This window comes from Streptomyces clavifer (genome assembly GCF_036345975.1).
Taxonomy (GTDB): Bacteria; Actinomycetota; Actinomycetes; order Streptomycetales; family Streptomycetaceae; genus Streptomyces; species Streptomyces clavifer.
Window position 1 is genome coordinate 1,109,373 of record NZ_CP107793.1, and the last position, 16,846, is coordinate 1,126,218.

11 protein-coding genes are annotated in these 16,846 nt (G+C 73.0%); 4 read left to right on the forward strand and 7 right to left on the reverse strand.

The features are described from left to right. Nucleotides 1–51 precede the first annotated feature (51 nt). Nucleotides 52–2,028 carry an acetoacetate--CoA ligase gene (locus OG927_RS04525; protein ID WP_330319746.1) on the reverse strand — a complete coding sequence of 659 codons (1,977 nt, stop codon included), beginning with the start codon at nt 2,026–2,028 and terminating at the stop codon, nt 52–54. 218 nt (nt 2,029–2,246) lie between these two features. Here OG927_RS04525 and OG927_RS04530 point away from each other — a divergent pair, with 218 nt between their 5' ends. Continuing rightward, nucleotides 2,247–4,610, forward strand: coding sequence for a glycoside hydrolase family 31 protein (locus OG927_RS04530; protein WP_330319747.1), 2,364 nt, complete (start codon nt 2,247–2,249; stop codon nt 4,608–4,610). Here the strand turns inward: OG927_RS04530 and OG927_RS04535 are convergent. Beyond that, on the reverse strand, nt 4,601–5,113 hold the full coding sequence (locus tag OG927_RS04535; RefSeq protein ID WP_330319748.1) for an NUDIX domain-containing protein: 513 nt from the start codon (nt 5,111–5,113) through the stop codon (nt 4,601–4,603). The genes OG927_RS04530 and OG927_RS04535 overlap by 10 nt on opposite strands. Before the next feature lie 70 nt (nt 5,114–5,183). On the opposite strand from OG927_RS04535, the gene OG927_RS04540 reads away from it, so the two are divergent. Together OG927_RS04540 and OG927_RS04545 are read left to right on the forward strand one after the other, a co-directional pair. Then, nucleotides 5,184–5,981, forward strand: coding sequence for a M15 family metallopeptidase (locus tag OG927_RS04540; RefSeq protein WP_388201478.1), 798 nt, complete (start codon nt 5,184–5,186; stop codon nt 5,979–5,981). Nucleotides 5,982–6,102: 121 nt separating this feature from the next. Then, nucleotides 6,103–6,453, forward strand: a complete 351-nt coding sequence (locus tag OG927_RS04545) for a DUF962 domain-containing protein (RefSeq protein WP_056787368.1) — start codon at nt 6,103–6,105, stop codon at nt 6,451–6,453. 137 nt (nt 6,454–6,590) lie between these two features. On the opposite strand, the gene OG927_RS04550 is transcribed toward OG927_RS04545, so the two are convergent. The 4 genes from OG927_RS04550 to OG927_RS04565 are packed head-to-tail and all read right to left on the reverse strand — an operon-like array spanning nt 6,591 to nt 10,895. Beyond that, nucleotides 6,591–7,196 (reverse strand): GTP-binding protein, encoded by a 606-nt coding sequence (locus OG927_RS04550; RefSeq protein WP_056787365.1) that lies wholly within the window; start codon nt 7,194–7,196, stop codon nt 6,591–6,593. Then, entirely contained in the window at nt 7,177–7,614 is a 438-nt protein-coding gene (locus tag OG927_RS04555; protein ID WP_056787361.1) for a DUF742 domain-containing protein, read from the reverse strand. The genes OG927_RS04550 and OG927_RS04555 overlap by 20 nt, the downstream gene beginning before the upstream one ends. Before the next feature lie 9 nt (nt 7,615–7,623). After that, on the reverse strand, nt 7,624–8,067 hold the full coding sequence (locus OG927_RS04560; RefSeq protein WP_056787357.1) for a roadblock/LC7 domain-containing protein: 444 nt from the start codon (nt 8,065–8,067) through the stop codon (nt 7,624–7,626). Then, nucleotides 8,064–10,895, reverse strand: coding sequence for a sensor histidine kinase (locus tag OG927_RS04565; protein WP_330319749.1), 2,832 nt, complete (start codon nt 10,893–10,895; stop codon nt 8,064–8,066). Before OG927_RS04565 ends, OG927_RS04560 begins: the two co-directional genes overlap by 4 nt. A 476-nt stretch (nt 10,896–11,371) precedes the next feature. On the opposite strand from OG927_RS04565, the gene OG927_RS04570 reads away from it, so the two are divergent. Continuing rightward, nucleotides 11,372–11,836, forward strand: coding sequence for a hypothetical protein (locus OG927_RS04570; RefSeq protein ID WP_209470925.1), 465 nt, complete (start codon nt 11,372–11,374; stop codon nt 11,834–11,836). 269 nt (nt 11,837–12,105) lie between these two features. On the opposite strand, the gene OG927_RS04575 is transcribed toward OG927_RS04570, so the two are convergent. Next, nucleotides 12,106–16,815: a coiled-coil domain-containing protein gene (locus OG927_RS04575; protein WP_330319750.1), complete on the reverse strand. Its 4,710-nt coding sequence runs from the start codon at nt 16,813–16,815 to the stop codon at nt 12,106–12,108. Nucleotides 16,816–16,846: the final 31 nt, after the last annotated feature.

Sequence of the window (16,846 nt, forward strand, 5' to 3'; positions counted from 1 at the left end):
ATGCTCACTCAGAGTAATCAGGGGGACTGACAACGGTGCGCCTGCGGCCGGTCAGCGGCGCTTTCGGGCGAGGTCCTCGTAGAAGTGGAGGAGTTCGAGGTTGTCGACGGAGCCGGGATTGACCGCCTTGGCCAGGGCCGTCCCCTGGAGCAGGCGCTTGACCGGGACCTCGATGCGTTTGCCGGTGAGGGTGTGCGGGACGCCCGGCACTGCGATGACCTCGTCCGGGACGTGGCGTGGGGACAGGTTCTCGCGGATGGTCCGTTTGATGCGGTCGCGGAGGCCGTCGTCGAGCACGGCTCCTTCGGCGAGGTGGACGAAGAGCGGCATCCAGTAGCCGCCGTCGGGTTCCTCGATGCCGATGACGAGGGACTCCCGGATCTCGGGGAGCCGCTCGACCGCCTCGTAGATGTCGGCGGAACCCATCCGTACCCCCTGTCTGTTGAGGGTGGAGTCGGAGCGGCCGTGGATGATGACCGAGCCGTGGTCGGTGAGGGTGATCCAGTCCCCGTGGCGCCAGACGCCGGGATACATGTCGAAGTAGCTGTCGTGGTAGCGGCTGCCGTCGGGGTCGTTCCAGAAGCGGACCGGCATCGAGGGCAGGGGGGCGGTGACGACCAGCTCGCCGACCTCGCCGGTCAGCGGTCTGCCCGCGGGGTCCCATGCCTGGAGGTCGGTGCCGAGGCAGGGGGCCTGCAGTTCGCCGATGTGGACCGGCAGGGTCGGGACCGCGCCGGCGAAGCAGCTGCAGACGTCCGTGCCGCCGCTGACGGAGGCGATCCAGAGGTCCTCGGCGACTTCGTCGTGGAGCCAGCGGAAGCCGTCGGGCGGGAGCGGGGACCCGGTGGTGGCGACGCACTGGACGCGGCTGAGGTCGTGGTCGCGGCCGGGGTGGATGCCCGCCTTGCGGCAGGCCATGACGTAGGCCGCCGAGGTGCCGAAGAGGGTCGCCCCGGTCTGTTCGGCGACACGCCACTGGGCGCTGATGTCCGGGTGGCCGGGGCTGCCGTCGTACAGGACGACCGTGGTGCCGGTGAGCAGGCCGGAGACGAGGAAGTTCCACATCATCCAGCCGGTGGAGGTGTACCAGAAGAAGCGGTCCTCCGGGCCGAGGTCGCAGTGCAGGCCGATCTGCTTGAAGTGCTCCAGGAGGATGCCCCCCTGGGACTGCACGATCGCCTTCGGGAGGCCGGTGGTTCCGGAGGAGTAGAGCACCCAGAGCGGGTGGTCGAAGGGCACCTGCTCGAAGACGGGTTCGGTGTCGGCGGCGGTGAGGGCGGACCATGCGAGGGCGCCCTCGGGCGTGTCGGTGCCGAGCAGCGGGATGTGGACGACCGCGCGCAGGGTGGGGAGTTCGCGGCGGAGTTCGGCCACGGCCGCGGTGCGGTCGTGCTCCTTGCCGCCGTAGCGGTAGCCGTCGACGGTGAACAGGACGACGGGTTCCACCTGCTGGAAGCGGTCGAGGACGCTGCGGGCGCCGAAGTCCGGGGCGCAGGAGGTCCAGACTCCCCCGACCGCCGCGGTCGCGAGGAAGGCGACGACCGCCTGCGGGATGTTGGGGAGGTAACCGCTGACCCGGTCGCCGGGGGTGACGCCGAGCGCGCGGAGTTCGGCGGCCAGCGAACCTACCTGGCGGCGGAGTTCGGACCACCCGACGGGGACCTGCGTATGGGTCTCGTCGACGTACAGCAGGGCCGGGGCTTCCGCGCGCAGGGGGTCTTCCGCGGTGCGCAGGGCGTGTTCGGCGTAGTTGAGGGTGGAGCCGGGGAACCACTGGGTACCGGGCATGGTGCGGTCGCCGATGACGGTCTCGTACGGGGTGGAGAAGCGTACGTCGAACCAGTCGGCGACGGCCTGCCAGAAGGTGTCCAGCTCGTCGACGGACCAGCGGTGCAGCGCCGGGTAGCCGCCGTCGGCGGGTGCTCCGTACCGCTCGGCCGCCCAGCGCTGGAAGCGGGTGACGGCCGCGGCCTCGATGCGTTCGGGGGCGGGCTGCCAGAGGGGGGCTTCGCCGGCTTCTGAGGTCATGGGGGCTCCCTGGCCTTTCGGGTACGCGGGGTGTGCGTGTGTCGCGCGCACGTGCTGGGGTGTGCGCGTGAGCGGCATCCACGGACGATGCCATGTGATCGTCCTTCGCACCAGGGTCGGCCGGACATGGTCGTGTGCGCCGCTGTGTGGTCGGACCACAGGTGAACGGCAGCTGAACGAACCCTGCTCGCGGCCGGGCGGGTGGCAGGGTGGCCTGCATGGATGGTCGTGACCTGGTGCGTTCGGTGAAGATGGTCGGTTCGGTGCAGGGGCTGCGCATGGTGCGTGCGGCCTGGCGACGGCAGCGTGCGGACGCGCGGATACCGGCTCCGCGTGGGGCGGAGCGGGCACGGGTGCCGGGCCTGCTGGTGAGTGCCGAGCCCGGGCCGGGCGGGGGCGTGGTGAAGTTCGCCCGTTCGGAGTTGCTCATCCGTGTGTCCGTCGGCGGTGCGGTGTTCTGGTCGTGGGACGGTGCGGAGCCGCTGCCCTCGTACGCACTGCCGGGCGCCGCGCCCGAGCCGGATCCGCGGGCGGTGCTGGAGCCCGACAAGAACGGCGGATGGCAGGTGGTGTCGGAGCGGCTGACGGTGGTGGTGTCGCGGCACGGGGCGGTGGAACTGCGTACGCCGGGCGGTGTGGTGCTGCGCCGGGAGCTGCCGCCGCGCTGGTGGGAGCCGGTGGGCGGGGGTGCCGCACGGTGGGTGCAGCGGTCCGAGGTGCCGGCTGACGCGCGGTTCTTCGGGCTGGGCGGGCGGGCCGGCGGGCCGCGGCTGCGCGGCGGCACGTACAGGTTGTGGAACACGGATCCGGGCGGGCGTTTCGGTCCCGGGGACGACCCGCTGTACCTGACGATGCCGGTGCAGGTGGTGGTGTCGGACGCGGGGACTCATCTGGCGTTCCACGACAACACGTGGGCGGGGCGGGTGACGCTCCGGGAGGGTGAGGAGGGTGCGGGGTCCGGCCATGACCGGCCGGGGACCTGCGAGGTGCGGATGGAGGGCGGTCCGCTCCGCTGCTGGGTGGTCGCGGGGACGCCGGCCAGGGTGCTGCAGGGCTGGACGGCGCTGAGCGGTGCGCCCGCGCTGCCGCCGTCGTGGGCGTTGGGTCCGCAGCACGCCCGGTGGGGTTTCGGCAGCGAGGCGGAGGTGCGGCGGATCGTGGCGGGGTACCGGGAGCGGGGGCTGCCGCTGTCGGTGCTGCACCTGGACATCGACCACTTCGACGCGCATCGGGTGTTCACCGTGGACCGTGAGCGGTTCCCCGATCTGCCCGGGCTGGCGAAGGAGTTGCGCGAGGACGGGGTGCGGCTGGTGTCGATCGTCGATCCGGCGGTGAAGGCGTCCGCGGGGAACGCGGTGTTCGACAGCGGCCGGGAGGTCGGCGACGCGGGGGCGTTCGTCCGGGATCCGCGGGGCCGCCCGGTGCTCGGTGAGGTGTGGCCGGGCGAGTGCGTCTATCCGGACTTCACCGATCCGCTGGTGCGGGAGTGGTGGGGGGCCCTGTACGAGGAGCGGCTGTCGCAGGGGTTCTCCGGGGTGTGGCACGACATGAACGAGCCCGTGGCGTTCTCGGCGTTCGGCGACCCCTCGCTGCCGCGTTCGGCCCGGCACGCGCTGGAGGGCCGTGGCGGGGACCATCGCGAGGCCCACAACGTATACGGTCTCGCGATGGCACGGGCCGGGTACGAGGGGCTGCTCAGGCTGCGGCCCCAGGAACGACCGTTCCTCTTCTCCCGTTCCGGTTGGGCGGGGATGCAGCGGTACGGGGGCACCTGGTCCGGGGACGTGGCCACGGGGTGGCCGGGGATGCGGGCCTCGCTGGCCCTGGTGCTGGGTCTCGGACTCTGTGGGGTGCCGTACTCGGGTCCGGACGTGGGCGGTTTCGACGGGTTCCCTTCGCCCGAGCTGTATCTGCGCTGGTTCCAGCTGGGTGCCTACCTGCCGTTGTTCCGGACCCATGCGGCCATCGACGCGGGGCGGCGGGAGCCGTGGGAGTTCGGGCCGGAGGTGCTCGCGCACGCGAGGGCGGCGCTGGAGGAGCGGGAGCGGCTGCGGCCGTATTTCGTGACGCTGGCGCAGCTGGCCCGGCTGACGGGTGCTCCGTACGTCCGGCCGATGTGGTGGGGCGCGTCCGCGGACCGGGCGCTGCGGGAGTGCGAGGACGCGTTCCTGTTGGGCGACTCGCTGCTCGTGGCTCCGGTGATGGAGCACGGGGCGGACCGCAGGGCGGTGCGGCTGCCGCGGGGGCGCTGGTACGACACGGCGACCGGGGCGGCGTACGAGGGGCCGGGGCAGGTGCTGATGGATGCGCCGCTGTCCCGGATCCCGGTGCTGGCCCGGGCGGGTGCGGTGATCCCGGTGCGGGGCGCGGACGGGGGTCTCGAGCTGGAGGTGTGGGCTCCGGCGGCCGGCCGCAGCGGGGGCGGGCTCGTCGTGCGGGACGCCGGCGACGGGTGGGCACGGGCGGAGGTCGAGCGGTACACGTCGCGCGTCGCGGACGGGCGCGTGGTGGTCGAGCGGGAGGGCGAGGAGGGGCGGGTGGCGTATCCGGTGCGGGTGCGGGGGCTGCCGGGTCAGCGGTAGCGGCCGGCGAACCAGGAGCGCACGGCCTGGGTGTGCAGGGGGAAGGCGAGTTCGTCCGGGGTGCGCAGTACGGCGTATCCCTCGGTCTCGTCGGTGGGTACGGAGGGCGGGAGGTCTTCTGCGGGGCGGGGCGGCAGGAGGCCGAAGAGGAGGAGGTGGCCGTCCGGGGAGCTCAGGGCCTCGGCGAGACGTACGTCCGTCTCCTCGGCCCTGATGCCGGTCTCCTCGCACAGTTCGCGGACGACCGCGTGGCGCCAGTCCTCGGTGTGGTCGACGTACCCGCCGGGGAGCGCGATACCGCCCGTGCGCGGCGGGACGGTGCGGGTGATGACGACGAGTCCCGTGTCGCCCCCGCCGGTCACGGGCAGCAGGGCGACGGCGACCGGCAGCGGGTTGCGGTAGGCGGTGTGCCCGCAGGAGGCACAGGTGCGCGGCCAGGGTGGGGGTGCGGACGGGACGGCGGAGTACGGGGCTCCGCAGCCGCCGCAGTGGGAGTCCTTCACGGGGCGGACTGTATCCGATCACTCTTCTCCTGCGGCCCCGGAGCTGATAGACGATGTGCCCATGACAGGAATGACTCTCGCGCTCCGCGCCCTGGCCACCGCTGCCGCCGCCCTGCTCGCCGTGACCGCCGTCTCGCCGGCGGCGCGGGCCGAACCCGAACCGAAGGCTCCCCCGGAGTTCGTCGACCTGCGCTCCGTCGATCCGACGATCATCACGGAGATGCGGTACACCACCGCGCACACCTTCATGGGCGAGGCGGTGGACGGGTACCGGCAGCCCGTCTGCATCCTGACCCGCCCCGCGGCCCTCGCGCTGCGTACGGCGCAGCGGGGCCTCCTGCGCCAGGGCTACTCGCTCAAGGTCTACGACTGCTACCGGCCGCAGCGGGCGGTGGACCACTTCGTCCGCTGGGCGAAGGACCTCGACGACCAGACCATGAAGGACGAGTTCTATCCGCTCGTCGACAAGACGCGTCTGTTCGAGGACGGTTACATCGCGGAGAAGTCCGGTCACAGCCGGGGCAGCACCGTGGACCTGACACTGGTGAAGCTGCCCGCGCTGCCCACGAGGCCGTACGTGCCGGGTGAGGACCTGGCTCCGTGCTATGCGCCGAAGGACCAGCGCTTCCCGGACAGTTCGGTGGACATGGGTACGGGTTACGACTGTTTCGACACCCTGTCGCACACGGACGACCCGCGGGTGCAGGGGGTGCAGCGGGCCAACCGGCAGTTCCTCAGGGCGACGCTCACCGGACTCGGTTTCGTGAACCTGGCCGAGGAGTGGTGGCACTTCACCTACAAGCCGGAGCCCTTCCCGGACACCTTCTTCGACTTCCCGGTGGCCAGGCGATCCGTCGCCGGCCACTGACCGCCGGGCGGAACGCCGAACGGGCGACCGGGACCACCCCCGTGGGCTCCGGCCGCCCGTTCTTCTTATCGGACGCGGAACTGCCGTGTCCGGTTGCCGACCGAGCCATTACGGTGCCTCTATGTCTCAGCAGACGTTCGATTCCTACGAAGAGTTCTGGCCCTACTACGTCGCCATGCACTCCAGGGCGGCGACCAGGTGGGTCCATCTGACCGGCACGCTGACGGGTGTCGCGGTCACCGTCTACGGGCTGGCACGCGGCCGGAAGCGGTACGCCGCGGCGTTGCCGCTGATCGGGTACGGGGCGGCCTGGCCGGCGCACTTCCTCATCGAGAAGAACAACCCGGCGACGTTCGGGCACCCCGCCTGGTCGCTGCGCGGCGATGTGCAGATGATCCGGATGATGCTCGCCGGGCGGGACGGGGAGCTGGCCCGGACGGCGGCCGAGTGGCTCGCCGAGAACCCCCGGTGACACGGGGCCGCGCACAGTCTTGACGGTCCGTCACGGCGGGTGAAGACTCCTCCCGCGGCCGTAACCGGTCCGCACCGGACGCGGCCCCTACCCCGGTCGGCGGGGGTACGGGCCGTGTCCGGGCGCTGTCGTCGTCCTCAGGTCCTGGCGGGCTCCGGGCTTAGGCCGGCACGCGCCAGGGCGTGCTCGACGACCGCGACCAGCACATCCCGTACGGACGAGCGGTCGCGTGCGTCGCAGAGCAGCACCGGCACCTCGGGATCGAGGTCGAGCGCCGCCCGGACCGTCTCCGTGGGGAACTGTCCGGCCCCCTCGAAGAGGTTGACGGCGACGGTGAACGGGATACCTCGGCGCTCGAAGTAGTCGACCGCCGCGAAGCAGTCCTCCAGCCTCCGGGTGTCCGCGAGGACCACCGCCCCCAGGGCGCCCTGGGCCAGCTCGTCCCAGAGGAACCAGAAACGGTCCTGGCCGGGTGTCCCGAACAGGTAGAGCACCAGGTCCTCGCGCAGGGTGATCCGCCCGAAGTCCATCGCCACCGTGGTGGTGTCCTTGCCCTCGACTCCGGCGAGGTCGTCCACGGGACGGCCGGCCTCGCTCAGTCGTTCCTCGGTGCGCAGCGGTCTGATCTCGCTGACCGCCCCCACCAGGGTCGTCTTGCCCACACCGAAGCCGCCCGCCACCAGGATTTTCAGGGTAACGGGCTCAACGGGCCGCTTGCTGCGGCTAGAGCGCCCGAAGGCCATTGATCACCTCGCGAAGAATGTTCACGTCCGGCAGCTCGGCCGGCGGAACGGGACGGGTGACATGCACCAGTTCGTCCTCGACGAGGTCACCGACCAGTACGCGGACCACCCCGACGGGGAGGTCAAGTCCTGAGGCGAGCTCGGCGATGGACTGGGGCATGTCGCTGCACAGTTCGACGATCTCCACGTGTTCCGGGGAGAGCGTCTGGTCCCGGCCGGGATCGTCGGCCGCGGGTTCGGGGACGACGATCGCGATCAGGTCGAGTCGGTGGCGGGACGCACTGCTCGTACGTCCCCGGGTCATCGCGTAGGGACGGACCACGGGGCCCGCTTCGGCGTCGTACCAGCGCGAGGAACCCGCGTCGGCGGGAGCGTGGGGTGGTCCGGGAGCGGTGTCCCGGACGGAGTCGGCGCTCATGCCATCCCCTCACCCTCCGGCGGGCATACCGGTCGTCCGGGGGGCGTTGGCCAGGTGGACGCCCACCCGTTTGACCATGAGGGTCATCTCGTACGCCACCTGTCCGACGTCCGAGTCGGAGTCGGCCAGCACGGCGAGACAGCTGCCGTCGCCCGCCGCGGTGACGAAGAGGAAGGCCTCGTCGAGCTCGACGACGGTCTGCCGGACCCGGCCCGCCTTGAAGTGGAGGCCCACGCCCTTGGCGAGACTGTGGAAGCCGGAGGCCACGGCCGCCAGGTGCTCACTGTCCTCGCGGGTCAGGTCCTGGGACGTGCCGGTGGCGAGGCCGTCGCTGGAGAGCACCAGCGCCTTGCGGATGCTCGCGACGCGCTCGACGAGTTCGTCGAGGAGCCAATTGAGTTCGCCGGAGCCCTGGCGTGAGGCGTTGTGTGCTGCGGCGTTCGGTGCGGTCATCGACCGTCCCCTCCCGGAGTGGTTCCTGGTGCTGTCTCGCCGGGGCCGGTCACGTCCTCGGCGTTCTGCCGACGGCCGCGCTGCCAGCCGCGTTGAAGCGAAGCCATGCGATTGCGTACTTCGTCCGCGTCACGTTCGAGGTCATCGGCGCCGTCCGCGGGGACGTGACCGGGAGTCCGCCCTGCGGAGTCCTCCCGGAGCTGTGGGGCGAGGCTGGCCTGCCGGACCCTGCGCGGCAGTCCGCCCACGGTGTCCGGCGCGGAACGCCGGGAGGTGGAGGTGCGCTGCGAGGGAAAGGGCGACGGGGCCCCGGCCGCCGACGCCGCGGGGAATCCGTCCGCGCGCGGGGCCATGGGTACCGGGCCGTCGGGGTCGGCCGCACCGGGGCTCGCGGGGAAGCCTTCGGAGGGCGCGGAGTGGGAACCGCCCACCCCGCCCACCCGGCGGCCCCGGTCGGTGACCAGCGTCGGCGGTTTGCGGCGGGGCAGCGGGACGGGGCCCGCAGGGCGCATCGGGCGGACGTCCGCCGTGCGCCCCTCGGACGGGTCCGAGGCCTGCTGGTGCTGTTCGTTGTCGACGCCCCGGCGCAGGTCGCGGGCCCGGAAGATGCCGCCGCGCTCGCTCTCGGTGTCCTCCAGGTCGGACACGCCGTCGAGGACGGGACCGAGGGCCGGATCGAGGTCCCGGTCGAGCGCCGGGTCGTCGGTGAGTTCGAGTGGCCCCACCGGGCCTTCGATCTCCACCGGACCGTCGAGGACGCCCGGGTCGGTCGGCCCGGTGGGCACCGGGGAGAGCGCGGAGGGCCTCCCCGGGATGTCCGCGATGCCGTCCCTGCGCGCCTTGTCGCTGCCGGGCACGCCGCTGCCCGGCCGGCCGCCGCCGATGGCCTTCTCGGCCCGGCGGTCGAGCCGGAAGCCGGTGCCGTGCGTGTCGGGCGCGTCGGTGAGGAGCTGCGCCGGGATGAAGACGACCGCGGTCGTCCCTCCGTACGGCGAGGTCTGCAGCGACACCCGGACGCTCTGCCGCTGGGCGAGCCGGCTGACGACGAAGAGGCCGAGGCGATCGGTGTCGGAGAGCTCGAAGTCGGGCGTCTCGGCGAGCCGCAGGTTGGCGTCCAGCAGGATCTCCGGCGCCATGCCGAGTCCGCGGTCGTGGATCTCGAGGGTGAATCCGTTGGCCACGCGTTCGCCGTGCACCTGGACGGCGGTGTGCGGGGGCGAGAACACCGTGGCGTTCTCCAGCAGTTCGGCGATCAGGTGGGTGAGGTCGGCCACGGCGGGGCCGCCGACGCCGATCCGGGGCAGCCGGCGCACCTCGATCCGTTCGTAGTCCTCCACCTCGGCGACCGCGGCCCGCACCACGTCCATCAGCTGGATGGGCTTGCGCCACTGCCGGGACGGGGCCGCGCCGGAGAGGATCACGAGGCCTTCCGCGTGGCGCCGCATGCGGGTGGTGAGGTGGTCGAGCCGGAAGAGGTCGGCGAGTTCGTCGCTGTTCTCGGTGCGGCGCTCCATGGTGTCCAGGAGCGTGAGCTGGCGGTGCAGGAGCACCTGGTTGCGGCGGGCGAGGTTGACGAAGACCTCGGAGACACCGCGGCGCATGTCCGCCTGCTTGACCGCGGCCTCGACGGCGGCCCGCTGGAGGGTGTTGAGCGCCTGGCCGACCTGGCCGATCTCGTCCCGCTCGTACTGGAGGTGCGGGGCCTCGGTCTCGACGTCGACCTGTTCCCCGGCGGCCAGCCGCCGCATCACGCTGGGCAGCCGCACGCCGGACACCTCGTGGGCGTCCTTGCGCAGCCGGGAGAGGTCGCGGATGAGCTCGCGCCCGACCCGGACGGAGACGAAGACCGAAACGAGCAGGGCGACAAAACCGAGGACGCCTGCGACGCCGGCCTGGAGCAGGACCCGGTAGCCGGCGGGTTCGGCGCGGTCCTGGAACCGGTTGGACATCTCGGTGCTGTCGTTGGCGAGGTGCTCCAGGACCGGCGGGGCGACCTCCTGCCAGCGTGCCGCGTCGACGGTGCCCGGCTTCTTGAACGGACCGGCGGCGATGAGCTCCTGCTCGGTCGTGCGCAGCGCCTCGGTGTCGGGGCTGTTCCAGTACTGCTCCATGCGCCTGCGCTCGGAGGCCGGCAGGAGCTCCAGGTTGACCTCGTACAGGAGCTTGCGGCTGGCGGCGAGGTCGGAGACGACGCGGAGCTCGGGGGCGCCGAGCCGGCCGGCGATGAGCCCGGAGACGATCAGCGCGTCCTCGCGGGAGAGCATCTCGCGGGCGCGGGAAACACCGACCAGGGCCCGTACCTGTTTGTCCATCGATACGTTCTCCATCGTGTGGAGACCGTTCAGGAAGCGGTAGCAGGGGTCGACGAGTCCGTTGTAGAAGTCGAGCGCCCGGGTCCGGTCGATGGTGCGCTTCTCGACGGAGTCCCGCAGGGCGTCCAGTCCGTCGACCTCGCTGAGGATGGAGTCGAGCTGCGTCTGCGAGTCCGGGCTCAGCGTGTCGCGGACGTCCTTGCGGTCCGCACTGAGCCTGACGCCGGCCACGACCCCGTCGGTGGCGGCGCGCTGACGGCGCAGGACGGGCAGGGCGTCGGAGGCCCGGGGGTCGGCGAGGTAGACGAGTGTCTGGCGGCGTTCGGCCTGCACGGCGCGGATGGTGTCCTCGAGCGGGTGGCCCACCGTCTCCATGATGGCGCTGGCGTCCAGCAGCTGGCTGGCTTCCCGGCCGGTGACGTAGGTGGCGAAGACCCACAGACCCGTGAGAGAGACGAGCGGCACCAGGAGCAACGCCACGATCTTCCTGCGGATGGACTTCCCGCGAAAGCGCATGGCCTCCCCCAGCTCGACCCCGCACCGCGGGGGTGGTTGTGTCGGTGTTGTTCCGGTGTTCCGGTGCCGGTCCACCGAAGGTCCGTCGGCGTTCCGTCAACAAACGGCGCGAGCCTACTACTGACTTACGGACAACTCGAAGGCCTGTCCGGACGTTTTTCGGCCGCCCTTCCCCGAGTTGATCACCTGTTGTCCTGGTATCACCTGCGAAGAAATTCACGAAAGCGACAGAGCGGGCCCGGCACCATGGCGTTCACCCGCACAGGGCAGTTGGCTGGAATTCTCCGTTCCGTGACCTTCCGGGGCTGGTTGAGGTCGTTCGGCGGGAATCTTCGGGGGGCTGCATTCGTCCAGATGTAGGGGGCAGAAAACAGGACGGGGGCGTGCGCGGCAGGGTGAAGGGCTCCGCCCGCGTAGAACGGGCGCAAGCCGGGCAGCCACCCATGAGTCGGACAGTGGTGGGGAGTTGAAGGTCCTTGGAAACGGATGAACGCCGGGGTACGGCGTCGGAGGCTGCCGCCTCGGCGACGGTGCCGGCGGACGAAGTGGCACCCCCTCGGCAGCTGTGGGTGGAGGAACCCGCGGTGCGTCGAAGGATGCCGGATCCGGTGCGGACAGCGGCCGTGCGCGCCGTCCTCATCATGTCGCTGACGGTCATTCAGGCCGTGGTGGCCTTCCTGTGCACGCTCGCGGGATCGTGGCTCGCTTTCCCGATGGTGCTCAGCGGCGTGGCCAGCACGGTGGTCGCCACCTGGTCCGTGCTGGACGTGTGGGTGACCCGGCAGGTGTGGAACCAGCGGAACGGCGTGGTCTCGGTGCCGAGCAGCACGGCGCGCCGGATGCGACGCGAACGGCGCTCGGCGCGCCGTGCGGCCAGGGCACAGGCGCGTAAGGACACCCGGATACGCCGCCGGGGCGCGGGCGGGCTCTCCCGGGCCTGACCACCTGCGCTCCGGCGTGCCCCAGGAACCGGGCGGCCGTCGGGCCGCGGGCCGGGCGGCCGTTGCCCGGCGGGCCGTGGCCGGGCCGGTCGCGTGGCCGAGCGGGTCCGGGACCGGACGGGCCACCTGGCCGAGCAGACCCACGGCCGAGCGGGCCCACGGCCGAGCAGACCCACGGCCGAGCGGGCCCACGGCCGAGCGGGCCCGGGCCCTGCAGATCCGCGGACACCGTCCCGGGGCACGCCGGGTCACGTGGCCCGGCCCGAGCCTCAGCGGAGGGTCGTCTCCCCGCGCATCTCCGGGACCGGCAGCCCGCCCGCAGCGCCGGGTGTCTGCCCGCTCCGCTTGAACATGCGGGTCGCCGTGATCTCGCCGTGGACGGTCTCGCCTTCCGGGTCATGCTGCGGCAGCCCCGGCCTCAGGTGCTCCTCCACGCTGATGTACTTGAGTCCGGCCCGCAGGTCCGCGTCGTTGCGGAGGCGGATGACCAGCGGGAATTCGGCGAGCGCCGTCGTGTCGAACAGCCCGGTCGTGTAGAGCAGCTGGACGCCCAGCGCGTCGGAGACGGCGCGCTGGAGCTCCAGCAGATACGTGGCGTTGGCACGGCCGATGGGGTTGTCGAGGAAGAGCGTGCCCGCGTGGCGGTGCTTGTCGCGGCCCCGGTCGTTGCTGCGCAGGGCCGCCATCGTGCAGTACAGCGCGATCGCCGCGGTGAGCAGCTGGCCGCCGGAGAAGACGTCTCCCATCTGCCCGACCGGGACGCGCTCGGCGCGCAGCACCGCGTCCGGCTTGAGGATCTCCACGGCGATCCCCTTGGGCTGCAGCGCCGCCTGCACGCCGCGCAGCAGGAGGGACATGCCGTCCCTGCGCAGGTCGGAGTTCTTCTTGAGCGCCGCGTGCGTGGCCTCGTCGACGACCTCCCCGAGCCGCTCGGTGAGGGTGGTCTGATCGGGCTCCTCGAAGCGGATCCGGAGGAACTCCTGGCCGGACCACTCGCCGAGTCCTTCGGGGAGCTGGGAGAGCCGCTGGGCGGAGCGGAGGGTGGTGAGGGCGGACTCCACGAGCCCGCGGAGCCGGTCGACGATGGAGTCGCGGTTGCGCTCCAGCTGGGCGAGCTCGTCGGTGAGCACCCGGAGCCTGGGGGCGAACGCCGTGGCCCACTTCTCGGCGTGGTCGGGCAGGGCGGCTGCCGGGAGTTCGCGGATCTGCTGGCGGGCCGGGGTGCGGACCTGTTCGTACCGGTTGGAGTTGGCGTGCCGTACGAGCACGTCGCTCGCCTCCCGTACGGAGCTCTCGGCCGCCGACAGGTCGGTGGCGCAGCCGCGCAGTGAGCGCCGGGCCTCGGCCGCGGACTGCCGGGCCTCGTCGAGGGTGCCGGGGTAAGGGTCGGGGGCCTCGGCCTCGTCGTCCGTGCCGTGGTCCCTGAGCAGGTCGCGCAGGAGTGCGCCGGTCTCCTCGAAGCCGCTCACCGACTCCTCGGCGGTGCGGTGGGCGCGCTGCAGGTCCGCGTGCGCGGACCGGGCGGCGTCCAGGGCGGCGGTGGCGGAGGCCAGTTCGGCCGTCGCCGTGCGGAGCAGGGCCTGGGCCTGCTCGGCGTCGGCCGGGGCCATGTCCGCCGGGAGCTCGGTGTGCCGGGGTTCCTCGTCGGCGGGTGCGAGCCGCTCCGCCTCGCCGCGCAGCCGGCCGAGCTGCTCGCTGGCGGTGGAGGCGCGGGTCTCCAGGAGCTGGACGAGGGACTCGGCGCGGGCCGCCGCGGCCTGACGGGAGGGGCCGTCGGAACCGTCGGTCCCTTCGAGGAGCTGGGCGGCGCGCGTACGGACTTTGTTGGTGAGGCGATCGAGCTCCGCCAGGGCGGCGCTCTCGTCGCTCTCCGCGCGGGCCTGCTCGGCGCGCAGGTCGGCGCCGACGCCCACCTTCTCGTACAGCTGGGACGCCGCCCGGTAGGCCTCGCGCAGGGCGGGCAGGGAGGTGCGGACGGTGTCGGCGGAGGCTTCCGGGAGCGTTTCCGGGGCTCCCGCGATCTCGGCGCGTTCGGCGCGCAGGGCACGGGCCGTGCGGTGGGCGTCGTCGGCGGCCCGCTGGGCGGCCCGGCGGTCCTCGTCCGCGGCGCGGGCCCGGTCCAGGCAGACGGTGGCGCGTGCTTCGGATTCGGCTGCCTCATCGGTCAGTTCACGCAGTCGGGCCTGCCAGGCCGCCCGGTCCCTGAGCCGGTGGGCGAGTCCCGCGAGGGCGTCAGCCGCGCGGCGGGCGCGCTGTGCGGCCTCCTGCCGCTCGTCGCGCACGCGCGCGGCGTCGGCGGCGGCTTCGTCGGCCTCGGCTCGGACGGTGCGGGCCTCGGCGAGTGCGGCCTCGGCCGTCTCGGCGGCGGCGCGGGAGGCACGCGCGGCTTCGCCGAGCTCGGTGAGCATGCCGGGCGGGCAGTCGGCTCGCCAGGACCCGATACGGGCGGCGAGGGAGCGGTCTCCGGCGAGCCGGGCCGCGAGCGTCCTGATGTCCTCGTCCCTCGCGGCGGCGCGGGCCCTGAGTGCCTGCCGTTCCTCGTCGGCGGCGTGTTCGTCGTGCATGGCCGGGTTCGGCGGGACGAGGAAGACGTCGTCGGTGCCGCTGCTGCCCCCGCCGGGTGCGGGGACCGGGGCGAGGAGCGCCGCGGTGGTGCCTACGGCCACGGCGGAGCGGGGCAGCAGGGCGGCGCTGCCGAGGACCTCCCGGGCGCGGGTGTGGGCGTCCGGGTCGGTGATGACGACGCCGTCGACCAGCTCCGGGCGTGCGAGGAGCACGGCGGCGTGGTCGGCGGGGTCGACGGCCTGGGCGAGGTAGCGCCAGCCGGGCAGGGCCGGGATGCCGTGCTCACCGAGGTACTCGACGGTGGCGAGGACGTCCGGGCCGGGTGGCAGCAGTCCTCCGTCGCCGAGCGCCCCGAGGATGCGGGCGTCGTCGGCCGCGGCGGTGCGCAGGTCGAAGAGCCTGCGTTCGGCGGAGGCGATGCCCTGGTCGAGGAGCTCGCGCAGTTCCTCGGCGCTGCTGTCGAACTCCTCGGCGGTGAGGGTCTGTTCGCCGTGGCTGGCGGCGCCGGGTGCGCTGTCGTCCACCCCTGCGGTGGCCCGGCGGGGGCGCGGGACGGCGGCGCCGGACGCCGTGGGGAGCCCCAGGAGGTCGGCCAGGCGGTGTTCGGCGGCGATCGACTCGGCGGCCCTGCGCTCGGCCTCGTAGGACTGCTCGGCGGCCTGTGCGCCGTCGGCGGCGCGGGCCGCCGCGAGATCGGTACGGCTCTCCGCCGCGGCGGCCTCCCGCGCGTGGTCGGCGGTGGTGCGGGCGGCCTCCCGCGCGGTGTCCCAGGCGGCGACCGCCGCCTTCTCGGCGTCGTTCGCGGCGAGGGCGGCGCGGGCCGGGTCGGCGTCCGGCGCGGTGTCGTCGAGCCATCCCGCCCGTACGGCTTCGGCGGTCTCCTGCTCGACCTCGGCGAGGCGCTGGCGCAGGTGGCCGGCCTCGCTGCGGGCGCGCTGGGCCTCGGTGGCAGCGGTGGTGGCGTCACGGTGCGCGGTCTCGCCGGTGGCCTGGAGGGTGGCGGAGCGCTCCTCCTCCTCGTCGGCCACCCGCTCCCCCGCCTCGGCGGCGGTGTGCAGGGCGCGTACGAGATCGGCGGCGGCCGTGGCGCGTGCGGCGAGGGCGGGGGCCGCGTCTCGCTCCGCCTCCCGGATCGCCACGGCGACCCGGGCGGAGCGGTCCGCGGCGGCCCGGTGGCGCAGGACCGCCTCGGCGGCCTGCCAGGCGGCGTGCAGGGTGCGGGCGTCGCCCAGTTCCCGGCGCTGGGCCGCCGCGCCCTTCTCCGCGGCGGTCAGGGCCAGCGAGGCGTGCCGGTAGGCCAGCTCCGCGGCGATCAGGGCTTTCCGCCCGCGCGCGGACTCGGCCTCCGTGACCGTGTCGGCGGTGGCGGTGACCTGCTGGGCGAGCTCCGCGGCGCGGCCACGTTCCTCGGCGGCGCGGGCGGAGAGCCTGCGGGCGAGGGTGCGGGTGCGGCGCTCGGCACCGGCGTGGACGTCGCGGCTGCGCGACCTCGTGGCGGTGGCCTCGACGATCCTGCCGAGCAGGTCGACGGATCCGGCGGTGAAGTCGCGTTCGGCGGTGAGCTCGGCGCGGCGGCCGAGCTTGTTGCCGAAACCGCTGACGAGATCGGCCAGGCCGTCGGTGTCGCGGGTGTCCGTGACGGCCCGCAGCAGCAGGTCGGTGAAGTCGGAGTCCTTCTTGACCGCGAAGAGTCCGGCCGCCTCTCCCTCGTCGGCGTTCATCTCACGCTGGTAGCGGAAGAGTTCGGGATCGAGACCGAGGTCGCCCAGGTGTTCGTTCCACCGGTCGTGGATCTCCTCCCAGTGGACGTCGAGGTGCTGGTAGAACTTCCCGGCGTCCATGAGGGCGTCACGGAAGCCCTTCATGGTGCGGCGCCTTCCCCTGGCGCCCGATACCCCCTCGGTGGGGCGGCCCACCGCGGTGGCTTCGGCGACCGGAAGGCTGTCGAGGCCGAGTCCGGGGCCGGGGCGGAAGGAGTACCAGGCCTCGGCGAACTTGCGGGGGTCGTTGGAGACCTGACGGCCACGCCATTCGCTGACCTTGCCGACCACCACGCACTCACCGGTGAGCGTGTGCTGCCACTCCAGGGCGACGTGCCCGCAGTCGTCGGCGAGCAGGAACTTGCGCAGCACCCCGGAGCTGGCGCCGCCCAGCGTGTTGCGGTGGCCCGGCAGCATCACCGAGAAGATCAGCTTGAGCAGGACGGACTTGCCGCCGCCGTTCTCCAGGAACAGCACGCCCGCGGGCGCCGGACGGCGTGGCGGGCCGACCGGCTCGTCCTCGAAGAACTCCGCCTGGGCCGGGGCCGGCTCGGGCACGGGCTTCCCGACCCCGCGCAGGTCGAGCACGGTGTCGGCGTAGCGCGCACCGGCAGGCCCGATGGAGTAGAGGCGGACCCGGGACAACTCGTACATGGCGGCGGACTCTCGTAGTTCAGGCGGGGGG